This is a genomic window from Mesorhizobium sp. M0676 (assembly GCF_040320535.1).
Lineage (GTDB): Bacteria > Pseudomonadota > Alphaproteobacteria > Rhizobiales > Rhizobiaceae > Mesorhizobium.
The window spans coordinates 52,659-71,473 of sequence record NZ_JAMYPU010000025.1; the positions used below are offsets into that span (position 1 = coordinate 52,659).

Consider the following 18,815-nt stretch of genomic DNA (forward strand, 5'->3'; position numbering starts at 1 on the left):
CCTCGTCCCGAGGAGATAAGTAGCCCTTAGACCAGTGACCGCACGTGGCCGAGATAACCATAGGGTGTGCTTGGGACAACATATGTTAACGGCCACTTTTGTTTCTCTCTCCTGCAAAAATATTTGGGCTTAAAGGCCGGGAACTAACCGATCCTCCGGATGTTGCGGAGTTAGTCAGGAGAAACGGACTATGTCGGACAAAGAAATTCATCGGGGCGCCTCGCGTTTTCGCCCTATCCGCGTCGTGGACGCCCGCGTGTTTCGCGGGCCGCACCTCTATAGTATGACGCCAATGGTCCAGATTCGGATCGACCTCGGAGCCCTTGAGGCGTTCCCGACAGACAAACTGCCCGGGTTTTCCGAACAAATCGTCCGACTGTTGCCCGGCCTTGCGGGCCATGGCTGCAGCTATGGCGCCGCCGGCGGCTTCGTCCGCCGCATGCAGGAAGGAACCTGGCTCGGCCACGTCGTCGAGCATGTCGCCCTGGAACTGCAGAGCATGCTCGGTCACCGGGTGACACGAGGAAAGACACGGTCGGTCAAAGGCAGTCCCGGCACTTATAACGTCATGTTCGCCTACAAGGATGAGCTTGTCGGGCTGCTCGCCGGACGCGTCGCGCTCGAACTGGTGGACAGCCTGCTGCCGGCCAATCTGCATGGTGTCGAGGGGCTCGGCGACATTGCGGAAACGCAGGGGCCATTCGAGTTCGCAGCCAGGCTGCAGCAGCTCAAGCGTCTGGCCGCCGAGCGTGCCTTGGGGCCTACGACTGCTTCCTTGGTGCGCGAGGCCGAGAGGCGGGGCATACCCGCCGCGCGGATCGACGACAGCAGCCTCGTGCTGTTTGGTCACGGAAAGCATCAGAAGCGGATCCGCGCCAGTTGCAGCGACCTCACTTCCGAGATTGCGACCGAGATCGCCTCGGACAAGGACCTGACCAAATTCCTGCTGCAACAGGCCGGCCTGCCGGTGCCACGCGGGGAGCTGGTGCGATCGGCGCAGGACGCAGTCGCGGCGGCAGCACGGCTGGGCTACCCCGTGGTCACCAAACCACTCGATGGCAATCATGGAAGCGGCGTCAACATCGGTCTGGCAACAGAAGACGAGGTCCGCTGGGGCTTCGAACAGGCGCGAGAACACAGCCGTAGCGTTATAGTCGAGCAGCATTTCGTCGGCTCGGACCACAGGATCCTGGTGATCGGCGGAAAGGTGGTGGCGCTCGCCGAGAGGGTTCCGGCCCATGTGGTCGGCGATGGCCGGAGTTCTGTCGCCGAGCTCGTCGAGGAGACGAACCGCGACCCACGAAGGGGAGAGGGCCATTCCTCGGTATTGACCCGCATCGAGATCGACGAATGTGTCGAGCATTTCCTGTCAAAATCGCAGCTCACCCTGGCGAGCGTTCCAGCGCCGGGTCAAATGGTGCTCTTGCGGCCCACCGCCAATCTCTCCACCGGTGGGACCGCGATCGACCGAACGGAAGAAATCCATCCCGAAAACGCGCTGATCGCCAGGCGGGCGGCACAGATCGTCGGCCTCGACATTGCCGGGATCGACTTCGTCTGTCCCGACATCTCACGGCCGGTGAGCGAAACCGGCGGCGGCATCATAGAGGTGAATGCCGGTCCTGGCTTTCGCATGCATCTCGAACCCTCGTCGGGGCGCGCCCGCAACGTCGCACGGCCCGTGCTCGATCTTCTCTTCAAAGGCGGCAAGGACGGCCGGATTCCGATCTTCGCGATCACGGGAACCAACGGCAAGTCGACCACTGCCCGGATGCTGGCGCACATCCTGCAGGCGAATGGGGCAACCGTCGGGCTCACCTCCACCACCGGCGTCTACTTGAACGGCGAGCGGATCATGACAGGGGACTGCTCCGGTCCGCAGAGCGCCAGGATCGTGCTGCGCGAGCCGGGTGTCGATGTCGCGGTGCTGGAATGTGCGCGCGGCGGCATCCTGCGCGAAGGGCTTGCCTTCGATGCATGCGATGTTGGCGCGGTTCTGAACGTCCACGGCGATCATCTCGGGCTGAGGGGCATCGACACGATCGAGGACCTGGCGGAGGTGAAATCGGTCGTGGTCGAGTCCGTCCGCCGCGGGGGATGGAGCATTCTCAATGCCGACGACGTCCATACGTCCGCAATGTCGCGAGATGCCGGCGGCAGGATCTGCTACTTCTCGCTGGCGAGCAGGAGCGAGTGGCCCGATTTCTTGCGCAGCCACCTGGCGGAAGGCGGCCGCGCCGTGACGCGGGAGCCCAGCAGCGACGGCTGGGACATTTTCATCCACGAGGATGGGGAATCGATGTTCCTGATGAGCGTCGACGAAATTCCCGCGACCTTCGAGGGTTCTGCCGAATTCAACGTTGCCAACAGCCTGGCAGCCGTCGCCATGGCGCATTGCCACGACGTTCCGGCGGCAACGATCCGGGCGGCGCTGGCCGAGTTTGGCACCTCGTTCGAGCAATCTCCCGGTCGCCTCAACGTCTTCGACGGGCATGGTTTCCGCACCATCGTCGACTATGCGCACAATCCGGAGGGGCTGAAGGCGCTCGGAAAGCTCGTTTCCCACATGAGGCGCGGCTATCAGCGCACGATCGGCCTGGTCGCCATACCGGGCGACCGCCGCGATTGCGACATCCGCGAGATGGGCGCGATCGCTTCGCGGATATTCGACGTCATCGTCTTCAAGGAGGATGAGCAGGAGCTGCGCGGCCGAGCCCCCGGAGCGATCGCCGGCTTGCTGCGGGAAGGTGCCTTGAACGCCGGCTGCGCCCCAGGCCGCATACACGCCGTCTGTCCCGAGAAGGAGGCCGTCGACGTGTGTCTCCGGCTTGCTCGGGAGAACGACCTTGTCGTGCTCACCGTCGACGACGTTGAAGTCGTGTGGCGGCAGGTAACCGGCTTCGGAGGCGCGACGCCTTCGAGGGGAGGGCCCGATCAGACCCATATTCGCCATCTGAGGGCTGGCTGATGTGGTCGCTGATCCTGCACGGCGGCGCCAAGGAGATCGATCCGCAAGAGGAGGAGGCGCATCGCAACGGATGCATCGAGGCACTCGAGGCAGGTCGGGCCGTCCTGGCCGGCGGCGGAACGGCGGTCGATGCCGTGGAAGCGGCCGGTCGCATCCTCGAGGCGGACCCGACGTTCAATGCGGGATATGGAAGTGCCCTCAATTCGGACGGCGAGGTCGAGATGTGCGCTGGCCTGATGGAGGGCAGGGACTTCAATGTAGGTGCCGTCGCAGTGATCAAGGGCGTGCGCCATCCAATCAGTGTCGCGAAGGCCATGCTGCATGAGGAGCCGATCCTGCTGGCGTCGGAGGGGGCCCGGCGTTTCGCCGCCGACAAGCAGCTGGAGCTTTGCGATCCGGCGGATTTGATCACGCCGCAGCAGCGCGACGCCTCCAGCAAGTCGGAGGCGAAGGATACGATCGGTGTGGTTGCCCTGGATCAGTACGGGGACATCGCCGTCGGCACTTCGACCGGCGGACTGGACGGCAGTGCTCCGGGTCGTGTGGGGGATTCTCCGCAACCCGGTTGCGGCTACTATGCCGACAACCAATTGGGAGCCGTCGCCTTCTCGGGAGACGGTGAGCATATTGCGCGAAAGGCTCTCGCGGCCCGTGTCATGCAGGCACTCTCGGCGCGGCAGGCATTGTCCTCGGGGCAGGCTGAAGGCGGCCTGGAGCAGGTGCTGTATCCCGCGCTCAAGGAAGTCGAGGCGATCGGCGGCGAAGCCGGAGCCATCGTGCTTACCGCGACCGGCGTGTCTGGATGGGCGCATAACAGCAGGGAGTTCGCAGTCGCATTCATGACCAGCGAGGACAACCACCCACACGTTTTCCTGCGCAAGAAAGACGTGGACAAATGACCGACAAGAAGAAAAAACGATCCTCGAACGGTAAAGCCGGAACGCTCGTCATCATCGGCGGCCACGAGGACCATGATGGCGATCGTGTCATCTTGAAGGAGGTGGCGAGCCTGGTTCCGAACGGCCGCCTGGTGCTTGCCACCATCGCGTCTCATGAGCCGGATGGCTATCTCGAGAAGTATCAGAGGTCCTTCGGTGAGCTGGGCATCAAGGATGTCATCGAGCTCTACGTCAACGACCGCCTCGAGGCAGCTCATGAAAAGAAAATAAGTGCGCTCGCAGACGTGAGTGCGGTGTTCTTCTCCGGGGGCGACCAGCTCCGGATCACCAGCCAGATCGGCGACACGCCCATCGACGAGCGGGTGCACGAAATCTATGAAGCCGGAGGCGTCATTGCCGGCACCTCCGCGGGCGCGTCGGTCATGAGCGACACAATGATGGTGAAGGGGCCGAACGCAGCGTCCTTTCGGATCGGCCACATTCGCATGGCGCCGGGACTGGGCCTGCTGCCGAACGTCATTATCGACCAGCACTTTGCGGAACGTGGCCGCATTGGGCGGCTCATCGGGGCGGTGTCGCAGAACCCGCGCGTCCTCGGCATCGGCATTGATGAAGACACCGCGATCGTGGTGAAGGGCGAGATGTTCAAGGTCATTGGCAGCGGCGCTGTCTATCTGGTCGACGCAGCCGGCGTGACCCATTCCAACATCGCGGAAGGTGAGCCTGATGCCGCCCTTTCGATTCATGATCTGAGGGTTCACGTGCTGAGCTCAGGCGATGCGTTCGATCTCGCGCTGCGACGGCCGGTGGGGCTTCCGTAAGACTTCGCCGCACTCAAGTTGATGGTGTGGCGCGGTCCGCGTGCCGGGCCCTCGAGCAGTGCCGATCCACGCGCGAAAACCGCTATCCGTGAGGCTGTTCTCCCATTTGAAGCCGCCACCAGGATGGTCGCATTGTTGCGAACACGGCAGGATTACAGACGGCCTCTCGTCGGCTCGAATCCCGCAAAGCTGAAGACCTTCGCTCACCCGGCGTTCTGCCGAGCTAGCCCCGGCGGCGACTTGCCTGAATGGCAGCAAAGGTTACCGGACGAAACCCCCATGCGTCGACGCCGACATCATGCTGGCGCGTCATCGGCTTCAGACGACCGTGCGAATGACCGTGCAGGTTTACCGATCTCTTGCCGATCTGGTTCCAGGTGCGAAAAGGATAGTGACACAGAACCAGCAAGCGGCCCTCGACAAGAAGCTCCATGTAGTGGTGCACGCTCGCCCAGGCCGGGTCGCCAATGGTGGCAGCGCCATCATTGTTGCCAATTATCAGGTGCTTGGACCCGTTAAGAGACGACAGCAGTGAAGAGACGGTCTCGGCTGGACCCTTGGCGAAATCGCCGAGGTGCCAGACCTCGTCGTTCGGGCCAACCGTTTCGTTCCAAAACGCAACCAGCGCCTGGTCATGCTCGACCAACGAGGCGAAGGGACGCCGGTCGAGGCGCAGAATGCGCGGATCGTTGAAATGCGTATCGGAAGTGAAGAAGATCATGCGCCGCGGCCGGCTGCGATGCGCGATTGGCGGTCACCTCTAACGGCCGGAGCGCTCTTCGGCTTCATCGTCGATCCCGATCGGGGCTTCCCTGAGCATCTTGAGTGCCTCTTCCTTCGTAAGGCCGCACTTGCGCGCGAAGTAGAGCGCCTCGATCGCCTTTTCGCGATCCGCCGTAGATTTTGCGTGCTGTTTGGGCTTTTTGCCCATCGTTCTCTGCCACCTTCCGAGGCCACCAAACCATCACAGTGCCGCGTTGTTCCCGTGCATGGGCTGACCTGCCGGACTGCGCGAATGCCGATGTCGCCGACACCGCGCGAGCCCCCGGACAGCGCGTATATCAGCCGGCTCGCGACAACGGTGGAGCGACTCCAACCCCGACAGCGTGAATTCAAACGAAAGCCCGCGCCGTGGGAGGGGCCGGCGCGGGCGATCGGGCTACCGATCTTGCAGCGCGGGGGTCGACCGCTGCATGGCTCGAACTGTCCAAGCGGGCATTTGTTCCGGGGCGCATGCAAAGCATCGGCGTTCTCATTGCATCCTGGGGGACACAACCAGCATTTCGCTTCAGTCCGCCGCCGATGTGGGAGGATGAATACCGCCTTGCGCTAATTCGTCCGCCCTGGACACGAAACCAACCGCGCATTGAGCGCGTAGCTTCGGCGATTTAAAACACCTCCACTGGAATATTTTCCGGGCGCATGGAACATCTCCGGTCGCTGATGTTTAGGCCGGAATGACGATGATCTCTGTTCTTACAATGATTTACTCTGTCGCCATCTTTATCGGCGCGAAGCGGCGCAACCTCTTGGTGAATGCGAAACTCGATAGAGTTTTGCGAAATATGGCTGGCGCAGAACTGAATCAACGTGGCCAGTAAACCGCAACAGCGCCGGTTCCAGTTCACAGCCAGTGTCCTCGCGGCCGCTACCTCGGTTCGGGTGGCAAGCGGCTCGGCAGGACTGCAAGGGCCGCCCCCTCTGGGCTGGCTGGTGCGTGGTCGATCCGATTTAGTCGATGAGGGCGGAGCACGCCGGCTCGAATTGGGGAGCCACGTCCACGATCCCCGCACCGGGGCACGCACCTTTAGGTCCGGCCCACGCGAGTGGCTTCGGAGGACCTATCCATGAACGATGATGATCCTATAAATTCGCTCGCCAATGCAATTCGTCATCGCAGCGCAATTTTGTTTGTGGGGGCGGGGGTATCGATCAGCGTCGGACTTCCGTCTTGGGAGAAGCTCATCGAGCGAATGGCAAAGGAGCTCGGCGTCGACGATGAATTTTCCACGCGACGCGATCGTTTTCAGACCTTGGCCGAATACTATCGGATCAAGCATGGCAGCATCGGACCACTTCGCAGTTGGATGGACAGAAACTGGTCTGTCGCCAAGGAACGGATCGAGAAATCGGAATTGCACCGTCTCATCGTGACGCTCGATTTTCCCGTCATCTATACGACGAACTATGACCGGAACCTGGAACTCGCTTTTGAAATCCACGGTCGAGAGTACGTGAAAGTGGCCAACGCACGGCACGTTGCGCAGGCCCGTCGAGGCATAACGCACATCGTGAAATTTCACGGCGACTTTGACGAGGACTCTTCCCTTGTCCTCACCGAAACCGACTATCTTGACCGCCTGTCCTTCAATTCTCCCCTTGATGTCCGCTTTCGCTCCGACGCTCTCGGCAGCACGATCCTGTTCATTGGCTATAGCCTCTCCGATCCAAACATCCGGCTGCTGTTGCACCGGCTTTGGCAAACCTGGCACCGGTCTGGATATGAGAAAGATCGTCCCCCTTCGTTCATCTTCATGCCCAGCCGCAACCCTGTGGAGGAGGCCGTGCTTGGGCGCTGGGGTATTTCGGTGCTCGTTGGCGCAGGTGATGATCCTGAAGCCGGTCTGACGGATTTCCTCAGGCGTTTGGTGGAAGCGGTCGCGGTGACCTGAGGCGCGCTCCCCAGTGGACCGTGGTTGGGTTTTCGCAGGTGCGCGGTGACCGACGAACCGGGCGGTAGCCGACGAACCGGGCGGTGACCGACGAACCGGGCGGTAGCCGACAGGCGCCAGATCGGCGACTGTTGGAGCCACGACTTCCACAATCAATCCCGCCGCCTCATCTTGGCGTGAAGTCGATCTCCGGCGTGAATTGCCGGCAATATGCACAAACCAGGTCAATCGTCGTTTGCACATCATCCAGGCAAACAACTTCGGACGGGGTATGCATGTAACGCAAAGGCACGGAGAGCACCCCACTTGCCACGCCGCCTCGGTTCTGCTGCATGACACGCGCGTCGGTAGGGCTTGAGCTGCCCACCGCCTGAAGCTGAAAAGGTAGGCCCTCTTTCTCGGCCACCGACTTCAGCAGTTTGAACACCACCGGGTTGGTGTTCGCGCCTTGAGTGATTGCCGGCCCTTTCCCAAGGTCCAGTTTGCCCTGATCCTCGGCGCGAGCGCGCGGATAGTCCATTGCCACGCCCATATCAATTGCGAGGCCGGTTCGAGGCGCGATATTGAACGCTGAGGTCATCGCGCCTCGGGAACCAATTTCCTCTTGAACCGTACCCAGGATATAGAGGCCCACGCCGGGGTGAACGCCTCCCTCCTCGGAGAGGCAGCGCAGGACCTCGGCGCCGATGAGGAGGCCAACCTTGTTGTCGAACGCTCGTCCGACAGCAAGGTTGCCTTGTAGCTCCGCAAACTCGCCGTGGATAGTGACCGCGCTGCCGACCTCTACGACCTTCAACGCTTCCTCTCGCGAACTCGCGCCGATATCGATCCATAGTTCCATCAGCGAGGGAGTTTGAGACGTGTCAGAGGCTTTGAAGGTCTGGATTGCCTTGCGACCCACGACGCCCAGGATCGGCTCCTTGCCGTGCACCCAGACACGCTGGCCGATTTCAGTGGCAACGTCCGTTCCACCTATGGTGCTGAAGAACAGAAAACCGTCATCGTCGATGTAGTGGACGATGAAGCCGAGCTCATCCATGTGCCCGGCATACATGAAGCGCATAGACGCCTCAGGATTGATGATCGCTGTGACATTGCCCATGACGTCCGTCGTCACCCTGTGGGCATAGGGACGAACATACTCGCGGAAAAGCTCCGCTACAGGTTGCTCAAAGCCGCTCGGCGACGGGGTCGCCACAATTTTCTTCAAGAACTTGAGTGATTCATCGCGCATGAAGCTGACTTTCACAGTTCATGGGTGGAGGGCCATTCGAGCATGGTCATACTCGTCGGGCTTCGCGCCAATTTTGGCCTTCTTCGGTGCGATCGCCCGCGAATTGGTCAGCCCAAGGCAGGTTGTGGAGCCAGGCTTCGCGCCGGGGGGTCCAAAGCTCGTATGTCGGGAGAAGGTCGTTTGGCGCATCGTCGAGAGTGCCGATCATGATCTCGGCTTCGTCGTCGCGAAGGTTCACCACGCGCGACCCGCATGCCGGACAAAAACCTCTGCCGTTGAACGCCGCAAGCTCGCCCTTGCACTGGTAAGCCGACCGCGGCCACACGGCAAAGGCACTGTAGGTGCTGCCGCTGGTTCGCTTGCAATCCTGGCAATGACACAAGCCAACGCGCAACGGCGCGCCGGTGACAACATACCTCACAGACCCGCAAAGACAGCCGCCGGTCCGCTCTATCTTTTCAACCTTGCCGTTCATGGTCGCCGGAGCCATGAGTGAGGGAAGCGTGTTGGACTCGGCTCTGCCGTTTGCATCCGAGGCGTCAAGTTAATCGGCAATGTCTTCAACAAGGCCCAACTCCAAAGCTCTGGCTGCCATCAGGTAGCAGTTGGTCAAGGCATGGTCGCGCAGCTCTTCCAGCGATGTTCGAGAACCTTGGACGAGATCGGCGAACCCTTCATTCTCGAGTCGCTCTGCCGTTTCCAACAGCGCAAGTTGTTCGCGAACGATCTGAAGACAGCTTCGAATTGGTCCATTCAGAACCAAGTCTTTCTCAAGCCTTCTTTCATGAATCAGCAGGACTGCTTGCGGGCAAAGGAACCTGCAGGCTTTCGGGAAAGCGGCAAGGACCGTTACCCCGGCAGAGTAAACCGTATTCTTGCCAATGATGTAGCCGTTGCGGCCCGAGTGTTTCAGAAAAAGTTTGAACTCTAGAGCTAGACGTCGCGCGCCGTCGGCGTCGCCTCCAGGCGTGTCGATTTCAACGTAGAGATCGTCTTCCCCGGAACGCACGGCTTTCAAATCGTCCAAGGCTTTGGTGACGACAGTGTCATCAATCAAGCCGTGTATACGCAAGTTTGGATCGAACAAAAGCCGGTGAAGGTCTGGAGCGGGCGGCGAGGAGACGGTGTGTTCGGCTGACTGGGGCAACAGATCCATATAGGCATCCTCATTATGGGGGCCGAACTTAGTTGGTACCCTTTTGTTCCCTTGAGGGAGTTCGAGCGGTGGTGATCACGCCGCGTCTCTCGGCGGCTGTGGAGCTCCCTCTTTCATTGCAGATCCTTTTCGCACCAGGCCCGGTAGAGGCACCTCAGCCGCTAGGTTGGCTCCATGGGCATATCGGGCATTTGCCGGAGCTGACGCAGTCGCTTTGCTGATTTCTGCCACGTCCGGGACCAGTCCTGTGGACGGTTCAACTCGACGGCCTCAATGGTTCCCGGCTGCTGCCTTCCGGACCCCCACGGTCGGGCTATTTTTCCTGGCCGTGCCATTTTTCCGGGGGGCTGAAACAAACAGCTTTGTTGGCAGTTCTAGCGTCCGGAGCACCGGCTCCGCGCGGCGCGGCCGAGCGGCCGGGGCTGTCCGGCAGGAGGTCCAGCAATGTCTCACGATATGCAAAGACGATTTGCAACGCGCTTGATCGCGGTTGCGCTGATGCTCTCGGCCAGTGGCGTGGCGCCTGTCCTGGCCCAGGATACCCCGACCGACTTCACAGCGATCATCCAGCAGAAATTGCCGGCCGTGGTCGCGATCACGACCCGGGAGGTTGTCCAGGACCAGACGACGGCGGGCGACTTTACAAGTCCGTTCGACGGCCAGGGCCTCGGACCCGTTCAGCCGCAGGTGAGGGAGGCGCTTGGCTCCGGATTTGTGATCAGTGCCGACGGCTACATCGTCACCAACAACCATGTCGTTGCCGATGCGACAGAGATCCATGTCGTATTTTCCGACAAGGAAACGGCGCCGGCGCAATTGGTCGGCCGTGACCCCGCCACCGATATAGCGGTGCTGAAGGTCGACCCGCGGCCCAACATGACCACGACCAAATGGGGTGACTCGGATGCAATGCAGCCGGGCGCATGGACAATCGCGATCGGCAGTCCCTTCGGGCTCGGAGGGACTGTCACTGTCGGCGTTCTTTCGGCCCGCTCGCGAGACATTCAAGCCGGGCCGTACGACGATTTTCTCCAGACGGACGCGTCGATCAATCGAGGCAACTCGGGCGGTCCGCTGTTCAACGCACGTGGCGAGGTGATCGGCGTCAACACCGCCATCGTCTCGCCGTCCGGCGGCAGCATCGGGATCGGGTTTGCGGTGCCATCGCGCACCGCCCAAAGCATCGCCGACCAGTTGATCAGAACCGGCCGGATCGAGCGTGGCTTCATCGGGGTCCGCCTGCAGGACATCACGCCGTCGCTGGCTGAGGCCCTCGGGATGAAAGATGACAAGGGCGCGCTGGTTGCTTCGGTCGAGCCCGGCAGCCCGGCGGAGAAAGCCGGCTTGAAGCCGGGTGACGTGATCACCCGGTTCAACGGCAAGGGCATTGAGGGTGTCCATGACCTCACGCTTGCGACGGCTAGCCAGAAGCCTGGCAGCAAGGCCACTCTGACACGGAGTAACGGCGGAAAGGACCAGGAGATCGCGCTTGTCATCGGTGAGCGCAAGGATGCGGAGGTGAAGACCGGCGCTGTTCCCGACAAGAAGTCGGCGGCCGAAGGCCTCGGCCTATCCCTCAGCCCGATTCCGGATCAGGCGCGTCAGCAGCTAGGCATCAAATCAGGAACAACCGGCGTCTTCGTCGTGGAAGTGGTTCCCGATGGCCTTGCCGCCCGGAGCGGATTGCAGCCCGGCGATGTCATCATATCGGCCAACAATCGCCGCGTGACGGAGCCTTCGGATATCGTCGAGGAATGGGCGAACTCTCGCCGGCAGAGCAAGCCCATCCTGTTTCGGCTGGAAAGGCAGGGGCAGTCCGTGTTCGTGGCGGTCGCCGGGAAATGACCGTCTCCAGGACGACCATGTGACTGCACCACGATCCGCTTGCGGATCCCGCTCCAAGGGTGTCGGACCCCAGGTGCACCGGGGAAGCATCGCCGCAGAAAGTCTGCGGGATGCGCTCATCGGCCGGGTGCGCAACGCGCACTGATTCTGCAGCGCCATCGTGCTCGAGTGTGCTCGCCATCCTCAGGCAGTTTCGCGCCTTGCCGTAAGCCGTGCCTGGAGAAGGACGACGACGAGCAAAAACAGCCCGCGGATCACCGACTGCCAGTAGGCTGACAGCGAAATCCAACCCATGCCGTTTTCGAAGTTCAGGACGTTGAAAAGGATCCCGAGCAACAGCACGCCGGCCAGCGTGGTCAACACCGAGCCCGAGCCGCCGGTCAGCAGCGTCCCGCCCACGACCACGGCTGCGATGGCAAACAGCTCCCAGCCGACGCCCTCGATCGGCTGGCCTGCGCCGAACTGAGAAGCGAGGACGACGCCGGCGAGCCCGGCCAGGCACCCGCTTGCGACATAGACGAGAAATTTGACGCGGTCAGTGCGCAGCCCCATCAGCCGCGAGGCATCCTCGCCGCCGCCGATGGCCAGCACCGTCCGTCCCGTGCTGGTGTAGTTCAGGACCACTGAGCCGACGGCATAGGCAACCAGGGCGATGACTGCCGGTATCGGGAAAATCCAGAAATTCCCTTGGCCGATGGCGGTGAAACCCGAATCGTAAGACACCGAAACGGTCTGGTTGCCGGCCAGAAGCAGCGCCGAGCCGCTTGCGGCCAGCATGGTGGCAAGCGTGGCGATGAATGGCATCAGGTTGCCGCGCGTAACCAGGAGCGCGTTGATCAGCCCGGCTGCCAGGCCGGCGCCAACGCCCGCTGCAAGGCCTGCCGCGATGCCGTGCGGGCTCGCCAGGGCCGACGCGACGCTGCCCAAGGCGGCGACGGAGCCGACGGACAGGTCTATGCCGCCGGTCATGATCACGAAGCACATGCCGAGCGCGACGAGCGCGAACATCGAGTTGTAGCGCAGAACGCTCATCACGTTGAAGAGGCCGAGGAAGCGGTCGTAGCGCAGGAATCCGAACAGGACGAGGGCTGCAAGCGCGATGACGACACCGTAAGTGCCGATGATGCGAACCAGTCTGGCGCTGTTCATGGATTACACCCGGTGTTGCTGCTGCAGCCAGACGGCGAATGCGATGATGCCGGCCTTGACGACGAGTGCAGCGGCGTCGGGCACGCCATTGGCGAGCAGCGTGTAGCGCACCAACTGGATGGTCAGTGCACCCAGCAGGGTGCCGATGATTGTGGCCTTTCCGCCACTCAACAGCGTGCCGCCCACCGCGACCGCCGCGATGGCGTCGAGTTCCATGCCCAGCCCCACGAGATTGGCGTCGCTGGAGGAGTTGATCGCAATGACGACGAGACCGGCTAGCCCCGCGCACAGGCCGCTGATCGCATAGACAGCGAGCTTGATCCTCGACACGGCGATGCCGGCGAGTTCAGAGGCCTTTTCATTGCCGCCGACCGCCAGGATGCTTCGCCCGAACACTGTGCGGTGAAGGGCCCAAGCGGCCGCCGCAACCAGCACGGCCATGATGATGACCTGCGCGGGAATGCCGAGCGGGCGGGCAAGTCCGATCCACTGGAATTGCGGCACGCGGAAGGTCTGCAGATTGCCGTTGGTCATGACCTGCGCGATCCCGCGCCCGGCGATGAACAGCACGAGCGTTGCGACGATCGGTTGGATACGGAAGCGCGAGACCAACCAGCCGTTGAACAACCCGAACAGGCCGGCGACGAAGATCGAGGCAACCATCGCGACGGCTACCGCCAGATAGATGTTTCCGACCGGGAAGATCGTGCCCATGAAGATCATCGGCGCCAATGCGCCGGAGATCGCCATCAGCGAACCAACCGACAGGTCGATGCCGCCGGTGGCGATCACCAGGGTCATCCCCACCGCGACGATCACAATCGTGCAGACCTGGGTTAGGTTGACGTTGAGTGTCTGCAGCGTCGCGAAATTGCGCGTATAGGCAAGGTTGAAGACCACCAGCAGCACAAGCGCGATCACCGTGCCGTAGCGCGCCAGGAAACCGAACACATCAAAGCGGCGGTTTCCAGCGTCGTTGGCTGCGGATGGTGTGGCCAGATCGCTCACGCTGCCTCCTTCGCCGCGCCGCCATGCGCCATCGCCGCGAGCACGTCCTCCTCGTCGGCTGCCTGGCCTTCCAGTTCGGCCACCCTCACTCCTTCGCGCAGCACGAATATGCGGTCGGCTCCTTCCATCACTTCCTCGAGTTCCGAGGAGATCATCAGCACGCCGAGCCCGTCATCGGCAAGCTTGCGGATGAGGCGCTGGATCTCGGCCTTGGCCCCGACATCGATGCCGCGCGTCGGCTCATCGAGAATGAGCAGCTTCGGGTTCATTGCCAGCCAGCGGGCAAGCAGCACCTTTTGCTGGTTGCCGCCCGACAACTCGCGGACCTTCTGGTTAGGCCCCGAGCATTTGATGTCGAGTTCACGAATGAAGCGCTCGACGATCTCCTTCTGCCGGGCCTCGTTCAGGATGCCATTGCGGCTGATTTTCGGCAGCAGTGCCAGTGTTATGTTCTCCGCGACGGTCATTTCCGGCACGATGCCCTCGGCCTTGCGGTCCTCAGTGCAGAAGCCCATCCCTGCGGCGATGGCATCAGCGGCACGTGCGGGATGGTAGGACGCGCCCTCCATCGTCATCTCGCCTGCGCTCCGGCGGTCGGCGCCGAATACGAGGCGGGCTGTTTCGGTGCGGCCGGCGCCGAGCAAGCCGGCAAAGCCGGCGATCTCGCCGCGGCGCAGGTCGAAGCTCACGTCACGCACCAACTGGCCGGCCGCCAGCCCTTGCGCGGTAAACAGCACATCACCGATCCTCGACCGATCGCGTTCGCCGAACGCGGTCGCATGGCCTTCGACGGCTGCGACGTCGCGGCCGAGCATGGCCGCGACCAGCTCCAGCTTGCCGATGTCGCTCATCGCCGCGCTTCGCACCGTGCGGCCGTCACGCATGATCGTGACCCGGTCGCAGACCTCGTACAACTCGTCGAGCTTGTGGCTGACGAACAGAACGGAGACGCCGTCGGCCTTGAGCTGACGGATAACGCTGAACAAGACCGAGACTTCACGCTCGTCTAGCGAGGAGGTCGGCTCATCCATGATTACGAGGCGGGCGGAAAAGCCGATGGCGCGGGCGATCGCCACCATCTGCTGCGTGGCGGTGTTGAAATCGCTGAGCGGGCGGCGCACGTCGATGCCGATCGAGAAGCGGCTGAGCAGGCGCTCGGCTTCCGCATGCATCGCGCTCCAGTCGAGCAGGCCGCGGCGGCGCTTCTCGCGTCCAAGGCAGATGTTCTCGGTCACCGAGCGCAGCGGTACGAGATTGATCTCCTGGTAGATGGTGCTGATGCCGCTGACCTGCGCCTGATGCGGAGACCCAACCTCGAACGGCTTCTGTTCGAAAAGCACCTGGCCCGCATCCCGGCGGTAATAGCCGGTGAGCACCTTGATAAGTGTCGATTTGCCCGCACCGTTCTGGCCGATGAGTGCGTGGATCTCGCCCGGAAGAACCTGGAGCGAGGCATCGGCCAGGGCAGGGATGCCGGCAAAACGCTTCTGGATGTCACGCATGTCCAGGAGCAGCGCGGCTTGGTCCGGCTGAGCGGTCATCGTCAAACTCCCAAACCCTACCCGCCGAAGCGGGTAGGGCAACTGGAAAGAAAGTGGATATCAGAACGCAATATCGAAGTCTTTCTTCGCGTTCGTGGCGTCGAAGAAGGCATCCTCGTTCTTGATGAACGGCGGGATCTTCTTGCCGGCCGCATAGTCGGCCATCGTAGCGAAGGCCTTCGGCCCGAACAGCGGGCTGCAAGCGCAGATAGCGCCGATCTTGCCGTCAATGATCGCCTGGACGCCTTCCTTCTCGCCGTCGATCGACAAGATCAGCACATCCTTGCCCGGGGTCTTGCCGGCTGCTTCCAAAGCGGCGATGGCGCCCAGCGCCATCTCATCATTATGCGCGTAGATGATATCCGCATCAGGGTGCGCCTGAAGCAGCGTCTCGGCGACCTGCCGGCCCTTGTCACGGGCGAAGTCGCCGGACTGCGACGCCAGGATGGTGAACTGCGAGTGCTTGGCGATGAAATCGTCGAAGCCTTTCTTGCGGTCGGTAGCGGCCGAGGCTCCGGTCGTGCCTTCCAGCTCGATGATCTTCGACTTGCCATTGGCGTTCTTGACCAGCCATTCGCCGACGCGGGTCGCCTCCTCGATGAAATCCGAACCGATGAAGCAGACATAATCCTCGCCCGGCTTGGCCATGGTGTGATCAACGTCGCGGTCGACCAGAAACACCGGTATACCGGCATCGCGCGCGGCAAGAATGACCGGCACCAGGGGCTTGTCTTCGCGGGGCGGCAGGAAGATTGCGTCGACGCCCTGCGCGATCATCGAGTTCACGTCGGAGGCCTGCTTGGCCGACGAACCGGCGGCATCCGTGTAGACCAGCTGATGGCCAAGCTTGGCGGCTTCGTCCTGCATGCTCTTGGTCTCGGCAAGACGCCACGGATTGTTGCTTTCCGTCTGGGCGAAACCGACCTTGTACTTGTCCTTCTTGGCGAGTGGCGGGAGCGCCGCGAAGGCGCGTGAGCCGAGTGTCAGCGCAACCGCGCCGGCAGCGGAGCCAACCAGTAGTTTTCGACGGGTAATGATCATGCTCTTTCCTCCTTTATTGTCGCTTTCTGCGACTGTGTAATTTCCTCACGATAATCGGCCCAGACGGCTTCGGCGATGACGCCGTCGGCAAGCTGGATCAGGCGCTATGCCGCCTCCAAAATAAAGTCGGCGCAGCGGTCGCCCAGCATCATGGCGGGCGCCGCCGTATTGCCGGCATTGATGTTGGGGCAGGCCGACATGTCGGCAACCCGCAGATTGTCTATTCCGCGCACGCGCAGCGCCGCGTCCAGCACCGCCATCCGGTCGCTGTCCGAGCCCATCCGGCATGTCCCGGCCGGATGGTAGTTGGTCTTCACAAAGCGCTTGCAATGCTTTGTCATCGCCTCGTCGCTGAGATCATCCTGGCTTGGCACGGCAATGGCCTTGACCCGATCGGCGAGCGGCTTGGTCTGAAAAGCCTGCAGGAAATAACGCTGGCCGGAGATCATTTCCCTCATGTCGTCGGGATGTTTAAGGAGGTTCGGCGAAACGATCGGCATGTCCTTCGGATCCGCCGAACGCAGCCTCACGAAACCGCGCGACTTTGGTTTCACCACCACTGTCGTCACGGTAAGCCCATAGGTGTTCTCGACCAAGGTCAGGATATCGCGGTCCAGATAGACGTGCGGCACGCAGAAGGCCTGGATCGTCGGTTCGCCCTCGGGATCGGCCGGATTGACGAAGGCTCCGGCCTCCACCCCCGCTGACAGGATCGTGCCGGTGCCGAAGAGCTTGAAATGCAGGCCGTTCCTGATCATCCGCCAGCCTTGGCCCTGCCTGAAATAGCCGTATGGGCCGTTTGCGGTGGCGATGATCGGCACCTCCGGATGGTCGATCAGGTTTTCGCCGACCCCGGGCAGGTCGGCGACGCAGGAAATGCCGTGCCCGGCAAGCGCCTCGGCGGGGCCGATGCCGGACAGCATGAGCAGTTTCGGCGAGACGAGGGCACCGGACGAGACGATCACGTCGGCATCTGCATGGACGGTATGCTCGGCGCCCGACGCATCCGAATAGACGACGCCGGTGACCCGACCGTTTTCGATCAGCAGCCGGCTGACTGTGCAATTGAGTTTCAGCGTCAGCTTGGGATCATTCGTCAGCGGCTCGATGAAGGCATAGGCGGCGCTGCTTCGCTTTCCCCGCCGGTTCATGAACTGGTAGAAGCCGACCCCGCGCTGCGACGGTCCGTTGAAGTCATGGTTGTACGGCAATCCAAGGCCTTGGACGGCCTGGACGAACCAACGGGAAACATCATCGATGTGGCCTGGATCCGAGACCAGCAGCGGACCTTCGCTTCCATGCAGTTCGCCGCCGAGGCGGTTGTTTCCCTCCATGCCGGTGAAATGCGGCAGCACCGCCTGCCAGTTCCAGCGTACGCCGGCATTGTTGCCGCGCAGCAGCTCGTCCCACTCCTCATAATCGGCCGAGCGGCCTCGCATGTAGACCTGGGCGTTGACCGAGGTGCCGCCGCCCAGCACGTTGCCCTGCGAGATTTCATGGACGCGGCCGTCGAGATGGGCCTGCGGCTCGGTGCGGTGATAGCGCATGAATTTCGAGCCGTTGATCATCTTGAAGATGCCGGGCGGCATGTCGAGCAAGGGGTGATGATGGGAATGGCCGGCCTCCAGCAGCAGGGTTCGCCGTCCCGCTTTGACAAGCCTCGCCGCCGCGACGCAGCCGGCTGCTCCGCCGCCCACCACGATATGGTCGTAGGACTGCGTCATGCTTCCGGCGCCTCACGGCTTTCGAATGTACCGCGGACGTACTCCCAGGCCGCCGAGAGGTGGTTGAGCAGCGCCCGCTCGGCGCCGTCAGGATCTCGCTCAAGGATGGCCGTGCAGATTTCACGATGGCTGAGGAAATTCACGCGGTTGCGCTCGGGCGACCGTGGCATGCGCATCCAATGCGGCGACAGCCAGGCGGTAAATGCCTTGTGCAGGACAGGCAGCACCGGGTTGCGCGCGATATCATAGAGCGCTGCGTGGAACGCCACGTCCGTCGCATAGAATTTCTCGGAATCCGGGATCGCCGCCTCGTTCATCGCCAGCGCCGCCCTCAGGGCTGCGATGTCATCCTTGCGGGCATGGATGGCGGCGTTGCGCGCCAGCGACGCCTCGAGGAAGACGCGCATGTCGTAGAGGTTCTTCACGCCCGCCTGGTCGCTCAGCAGATGTCCTACGATGCCGTCGAGGGCGCCGAGCGCGGCATCCAGGCCAGGCCGGCGCGCCACGGGCCGGAACCGCGGACGCGCTTCCACCAGGCCGCGGCTGGCCAGGCGCGCAATCGCCTCACGCACAACGCCCCGGCCGACACCATACTCGATCATCAGTTCGCGCTCGGCCGGCAGGTAGCTGCCGTCGCCAAGCCTTCCGGACGTGATGTCGGCCTCTATGCCGGCCACCATCGCGTCGGCCGCGCGGGCGGCGAGAATAGCCGCGGGCATCTCAGGACGCTCTTCCGTATCCAGCAAGCCTTTTTCTC

The 18,815-nt window shown here is 62.4% G+C and carries 16 protein-coding genes; 5 read left to right on the top strand and 11 right to left on the bottom strand.

Features of this window, described 5'->3' with window-relative positions:
* The first annotated feature begins 292 nt into the window (after positions 1–292).
* Genes cphA through NKI35_RS24065 form a run of 3 tightly spaced genes read left to right on the top strand, consistent with a single transcriptional unit; the run spans position 293 to position 4,688 of the window.
* Positions 293–2,968, top strand: coding sequence for a cyanophycin synthetase (cphA, locus tag NKI35_RS24055; protein WP_352741647.1), 2,676 nt, complete (start codon positions 293–295; stop codon positions 2,966–2,968).
* The gene (locus tag NKI35_RS24060; protein WP_023825538.1) at positions 2,968–3,867 is read left to right on the top strand and encodes an isoaspartyl peptidase/L-asparaginase family protein; all 900 of its coding nucleotides are present in this window, start codon (positions 2,968–2,970) and stop codon (positions 3,865–3,867) included. The genes cphA and NKI35_RS24060 overlap by 1 nt, the downstream gene beginning before the upstream one ends.
* The gene (locus NKI35_RS24065; protein ID WP_023710470.1) at positions 3,864–4,688 is read left to right on the top strand and encodes a cyanophycinase; all 825 of its coding nucleotides are present in this window, start codon (positions 3,864–3,866) and stop codon (positions 4,686–4,688) included. Before NKI35_RS24060 ends, NKI35_RS24065 begins: the two co-directional genes overlap by 4 nt.
* A gap of 223 nt (positions 4,689–4,911) precedes the next feature.
* On the opposite strand, the gene NKI35_RS24070 is transcribed toward NKI35_RS24065, so the two are convergent.
* Both NKI35_RS24070 and NKI35_RS24075 read right to left on the bottom strand, forming a co-directional pair.
* Positions 4,912–5,409 (bottom strand): metallophosphoesterase, encoded by a 498-nt coding sequence (locus tag NKI35_RS24070; RefSeq protein WP_352741621.1) that lies wholly within the window; start codon positions 5,407–5,409, stop codon positions 4,912–4,914.
* 39 nt (positions 5,410–5,448) lie between these two features.
* Entirely contained in the window at positions 5,449–5,619 is a 171-nt protein-coding gene (locus tag NKI35_RS24075) for a hypothetical protein (protein WP_352543580.1), read from the bottom strand.
* A gap of 916 nt (positions 5,620–6,535) precedes the next feature.
* On the opposite strand from NKI35_RS24075, the gene NKI35_RS24080 reads away from it, so the two are divergent.
* Positions 6,536–7,360, top strand: a complete 825-nt coding sequence (locus NKI35_RS24080) for an SIR2 family NAD-dependent protein deacylase (protein WP_023682459.1) — start codon at positions 6,536–6,538, stop codon at positions 7,358–7,360.
* Positions 7,361–7,526: 166 nt separating this feature from the next.
* On the opposite strand, the gene NKI35_RS24085 is transcribed toward NKI35_RS24080, so the two are convergent.
* The 3 genes from NKI35_RS24085 to NKI35_RS24095 all read right to left on the bottom strand — a co-directional run bounded on the left by NKI35_RS24085 (position 7,527) and on the right by NKI35_RS24095 (position 9,750).
* Positions 7,527–8,594 carry a M42 family metallopeptidase gene (locus NKI35_RS24085; RefSeq protein WP_352741622.1) on the bottom strand — a complete coding sequence of 356 codons (1,068 nt, stop codon included), beginning with the start codon at positions 8,592–8,594 and terminating at the stop codon, positions 7,527–7,529.
* A 46-nt stretch (positions 8,595–8,640) separates the two neighbouring features.
* On the bottom strand, positions 8,641–9,069 hold the full coding sequence (locus NKI35_RS24090; protein ID WP_352741623.1) for a GFA family protein: 429 nt from the start codon (positions 9,067–9,069) through the stop codon (positions 8,641–8,643).
* 69 nt (positions 9,070–9,138) lie between these two features.
* Positions 9,139–9,750 carry an ATP-dependent Clp protease proteolytic subunit gene (locus NKI35_RS24095; RefSeq protein WP_352723505.1) on the bottom strand — a complete coding sequence of 204 codons (612 nt, stop codon included), beginning with the start codon at positions 9,748–9,750 and terminating at the stop codon, positions 9,139–9,141.
* A 444-nt stretch (positions 9,751–10,194) separates the two neighbouring features.
* Here NKI35_RS24095 and NKI35_RS24100 point away from each other — a divergent pair, with 444 nt between their 5' ends.
* Entirely contained in the window at positions 10,195–11,595 is a 1,401-nt protein-coding gene (locus NKI35_RS24100) for a Do family serine endopeptidase (protein WP_023707500.1), read from the top strand.
* A 183-nt stretch (positions 11,596–11,778) separates the two neighbouring features.
* Here the strand turns inward: NKI35_RS24100 and NKI35_RS24105 are convergent, their stop codons facing one another.
* The 6 genes from NKI35_RS24105 to NKI35_RS24130 form a co-directional block, all read right to left on the bottom strand.
* On the bottom strand, positions 11,779–12,744 hold the full coding sequence (locus NKI35_RS24105; protein WP_352497368.1) for an ABC transporter permease: 966 nt from the start codon (positions 12,742–12,744) through the stop codon (positions 11,779–11,781).
* Between the two features lie 3 nt (positions 12,745–12,747).
* Complete coding sequence (locus NKI35_RS24110) at positions 12,748–13,752, bottom strand: ABC transporter permease (RefSeq protein WP_023730098.1); 1,005 nt, start codon at positions 13,750–13,752, stop codon at positions 12,748–12,750.
* A complete protein-coding gene (locus tag NKI35_RS24115; RefSeq protein WP_352741624.1) occupies positions 13,749–15,293 on the bottom strand; it encodes a sugar ABC transporter ATP-binding protein in 1,545 nt (514 codons plus the stop codon). The genes NKI35_RS24110 and NKI35_RS24115 overlap by 4 nt, the downstream gene beginning before the upstream one ends.
* Before the next feature lie 60 nt (positions 15,294–15,353).
* Positions 15,354–16,334: an ABC transporter substrate-binding protein gene (locus NKI35_RS24120; protein ID WP_023672664.1), complete on the bottom strand. Its 981-nt coding sequence runs from the start codon at positions 16,332–16,334 to the stop codon at positions 15,354–15,356.
* A gap of 104 nt (positions 16,335–16,438) precedes the next feature.
* Positions 16,439–18,058 (bottom strand): GMC family oxidoreductase, encoded by a 1,620-nt coding sequence (locus NKI35_RS24125; protein ID WP_023815751.1) that lies wholly within the window; start codon positions 18,056–18,058, stop codon positions 16,439–16,441.
* Positions 18,055–18,804, bottom strand: a complete 750-nt coding sequence (locus NKI35_RS24130; protein ID WP_352741625.1) for an FCD domain-containing protein — start codon at positions 18,802–18,804, stop codon at positions 18,055–18,057. Before NKI35_RS24130 ends, NKI35_RS24125 begins: the two co-directional genes overlap by 4 nt.
* Positions 18,805–18,815 lie beyond the last annotated feature (11 nt).

Excerpts from the sequence above, each read along its gene's own strand:
- NKI35_RS24065 (WP_023710470.1), top strand. The coding sequence starts at position 3,864 with ATGACCGACAAGAAGAAAAAACGATCCTCGAACGGTAAAGCCGGAACG.
- NKI35_RS24080 (WP_023682459.1), top strand. The coding sequence starts at position 6,536 with ATGAACGATGATGATCCTATAAATTCGCTCGCCAATGCAATTCGTCAT.
- NKI35_RS24095 (WP_352723505.1), bottom strand. The coding sequence starts at position 9,750 with ATGGATCTGTTGCCCCAGTCAGCCGAACACACCGTCTCCTCGCCGCCC.
- NKI35_RS24060 (WP_023825538.1), top strand. The coding sequence starts at position 2,968 with ATGTGGTCGCTGATCCTGCACGGCGGCGCCAAGGAGATCGATCCGCAA.
- NKI35_RS24085 (WP_352741622.1), bottom strand. The coding sequence starts at position 8,594 with ATGCGCGATGAATCACTCAAGTTCTTGAAGAAAATTGTGGCGACCCCG.
- NKI35_RS24115 (WP_352741624.1), bottom strand. The coding sequence starts at position 15,293 with ATGACCGCTCAGCCGGACCAAGCCGCGCTGCTCCTGGACATGCGTGAC.
- cphA (WP_352741647.1), top strand. The coding sequence starts at position 293 with ATGGTCCAGATTCGGATCGACCTCGGAGCCCTTGAGGCGTTCCCGACA.
- NKI35_RS24125 (WP_023815751.1), bottom strand. The coding sequence starts at position 18,058 with ATGACGCAGTCCTACGACCATATCGTGGTGGGCGGCGGAGCAGCCGGC.
- NKI35_RS24070 (WP_352741621.1), bottom strand. The coding sequence starts at position 5,409 with ATGATCTTCTTCACTTCCGATACGCATTTCAACGATCCGCGCATTCTG.
- NKI35_RS24090 (WP_352741623.1), bottom strand. The coding sequence starts at position 9,069 with ATGAACGGCAAGGTTGAAAAGATAGAGCGGACCGGCGGCTGTCTTTGC.
- NKI35_RS24075 (WP_352543580.1), bottom strand. The coding sequence starts at position 5,619 with ATGGGCAAAAAGCCCAAACAGCACGCAAAATCTACGGCGGATCGCGAA.
- NKI35_RS24120 (WP_023672664.1), bottom strand. The coding sequence starts at position 16,334 with ATGATCATTACCCGTCGAAAACTACTGGTTGGCTCCGCTGCCGGCGCG.
- NKI35_RS24105 (WP_352497368.1), bottom strand. The coding sequence starts at position 12,744 with ATGAACAGCGCCAGACTGGTTCGCATCATCGGCACTTACGGTGTCGTC.
- NKI35_RS24100 (WP_023707500.1), top strand. The coding sequence starts at position 10,195 with ATGTCTCACGATATGCAAAGACGATTTGCAACGCGCTTGATCGCGGTT.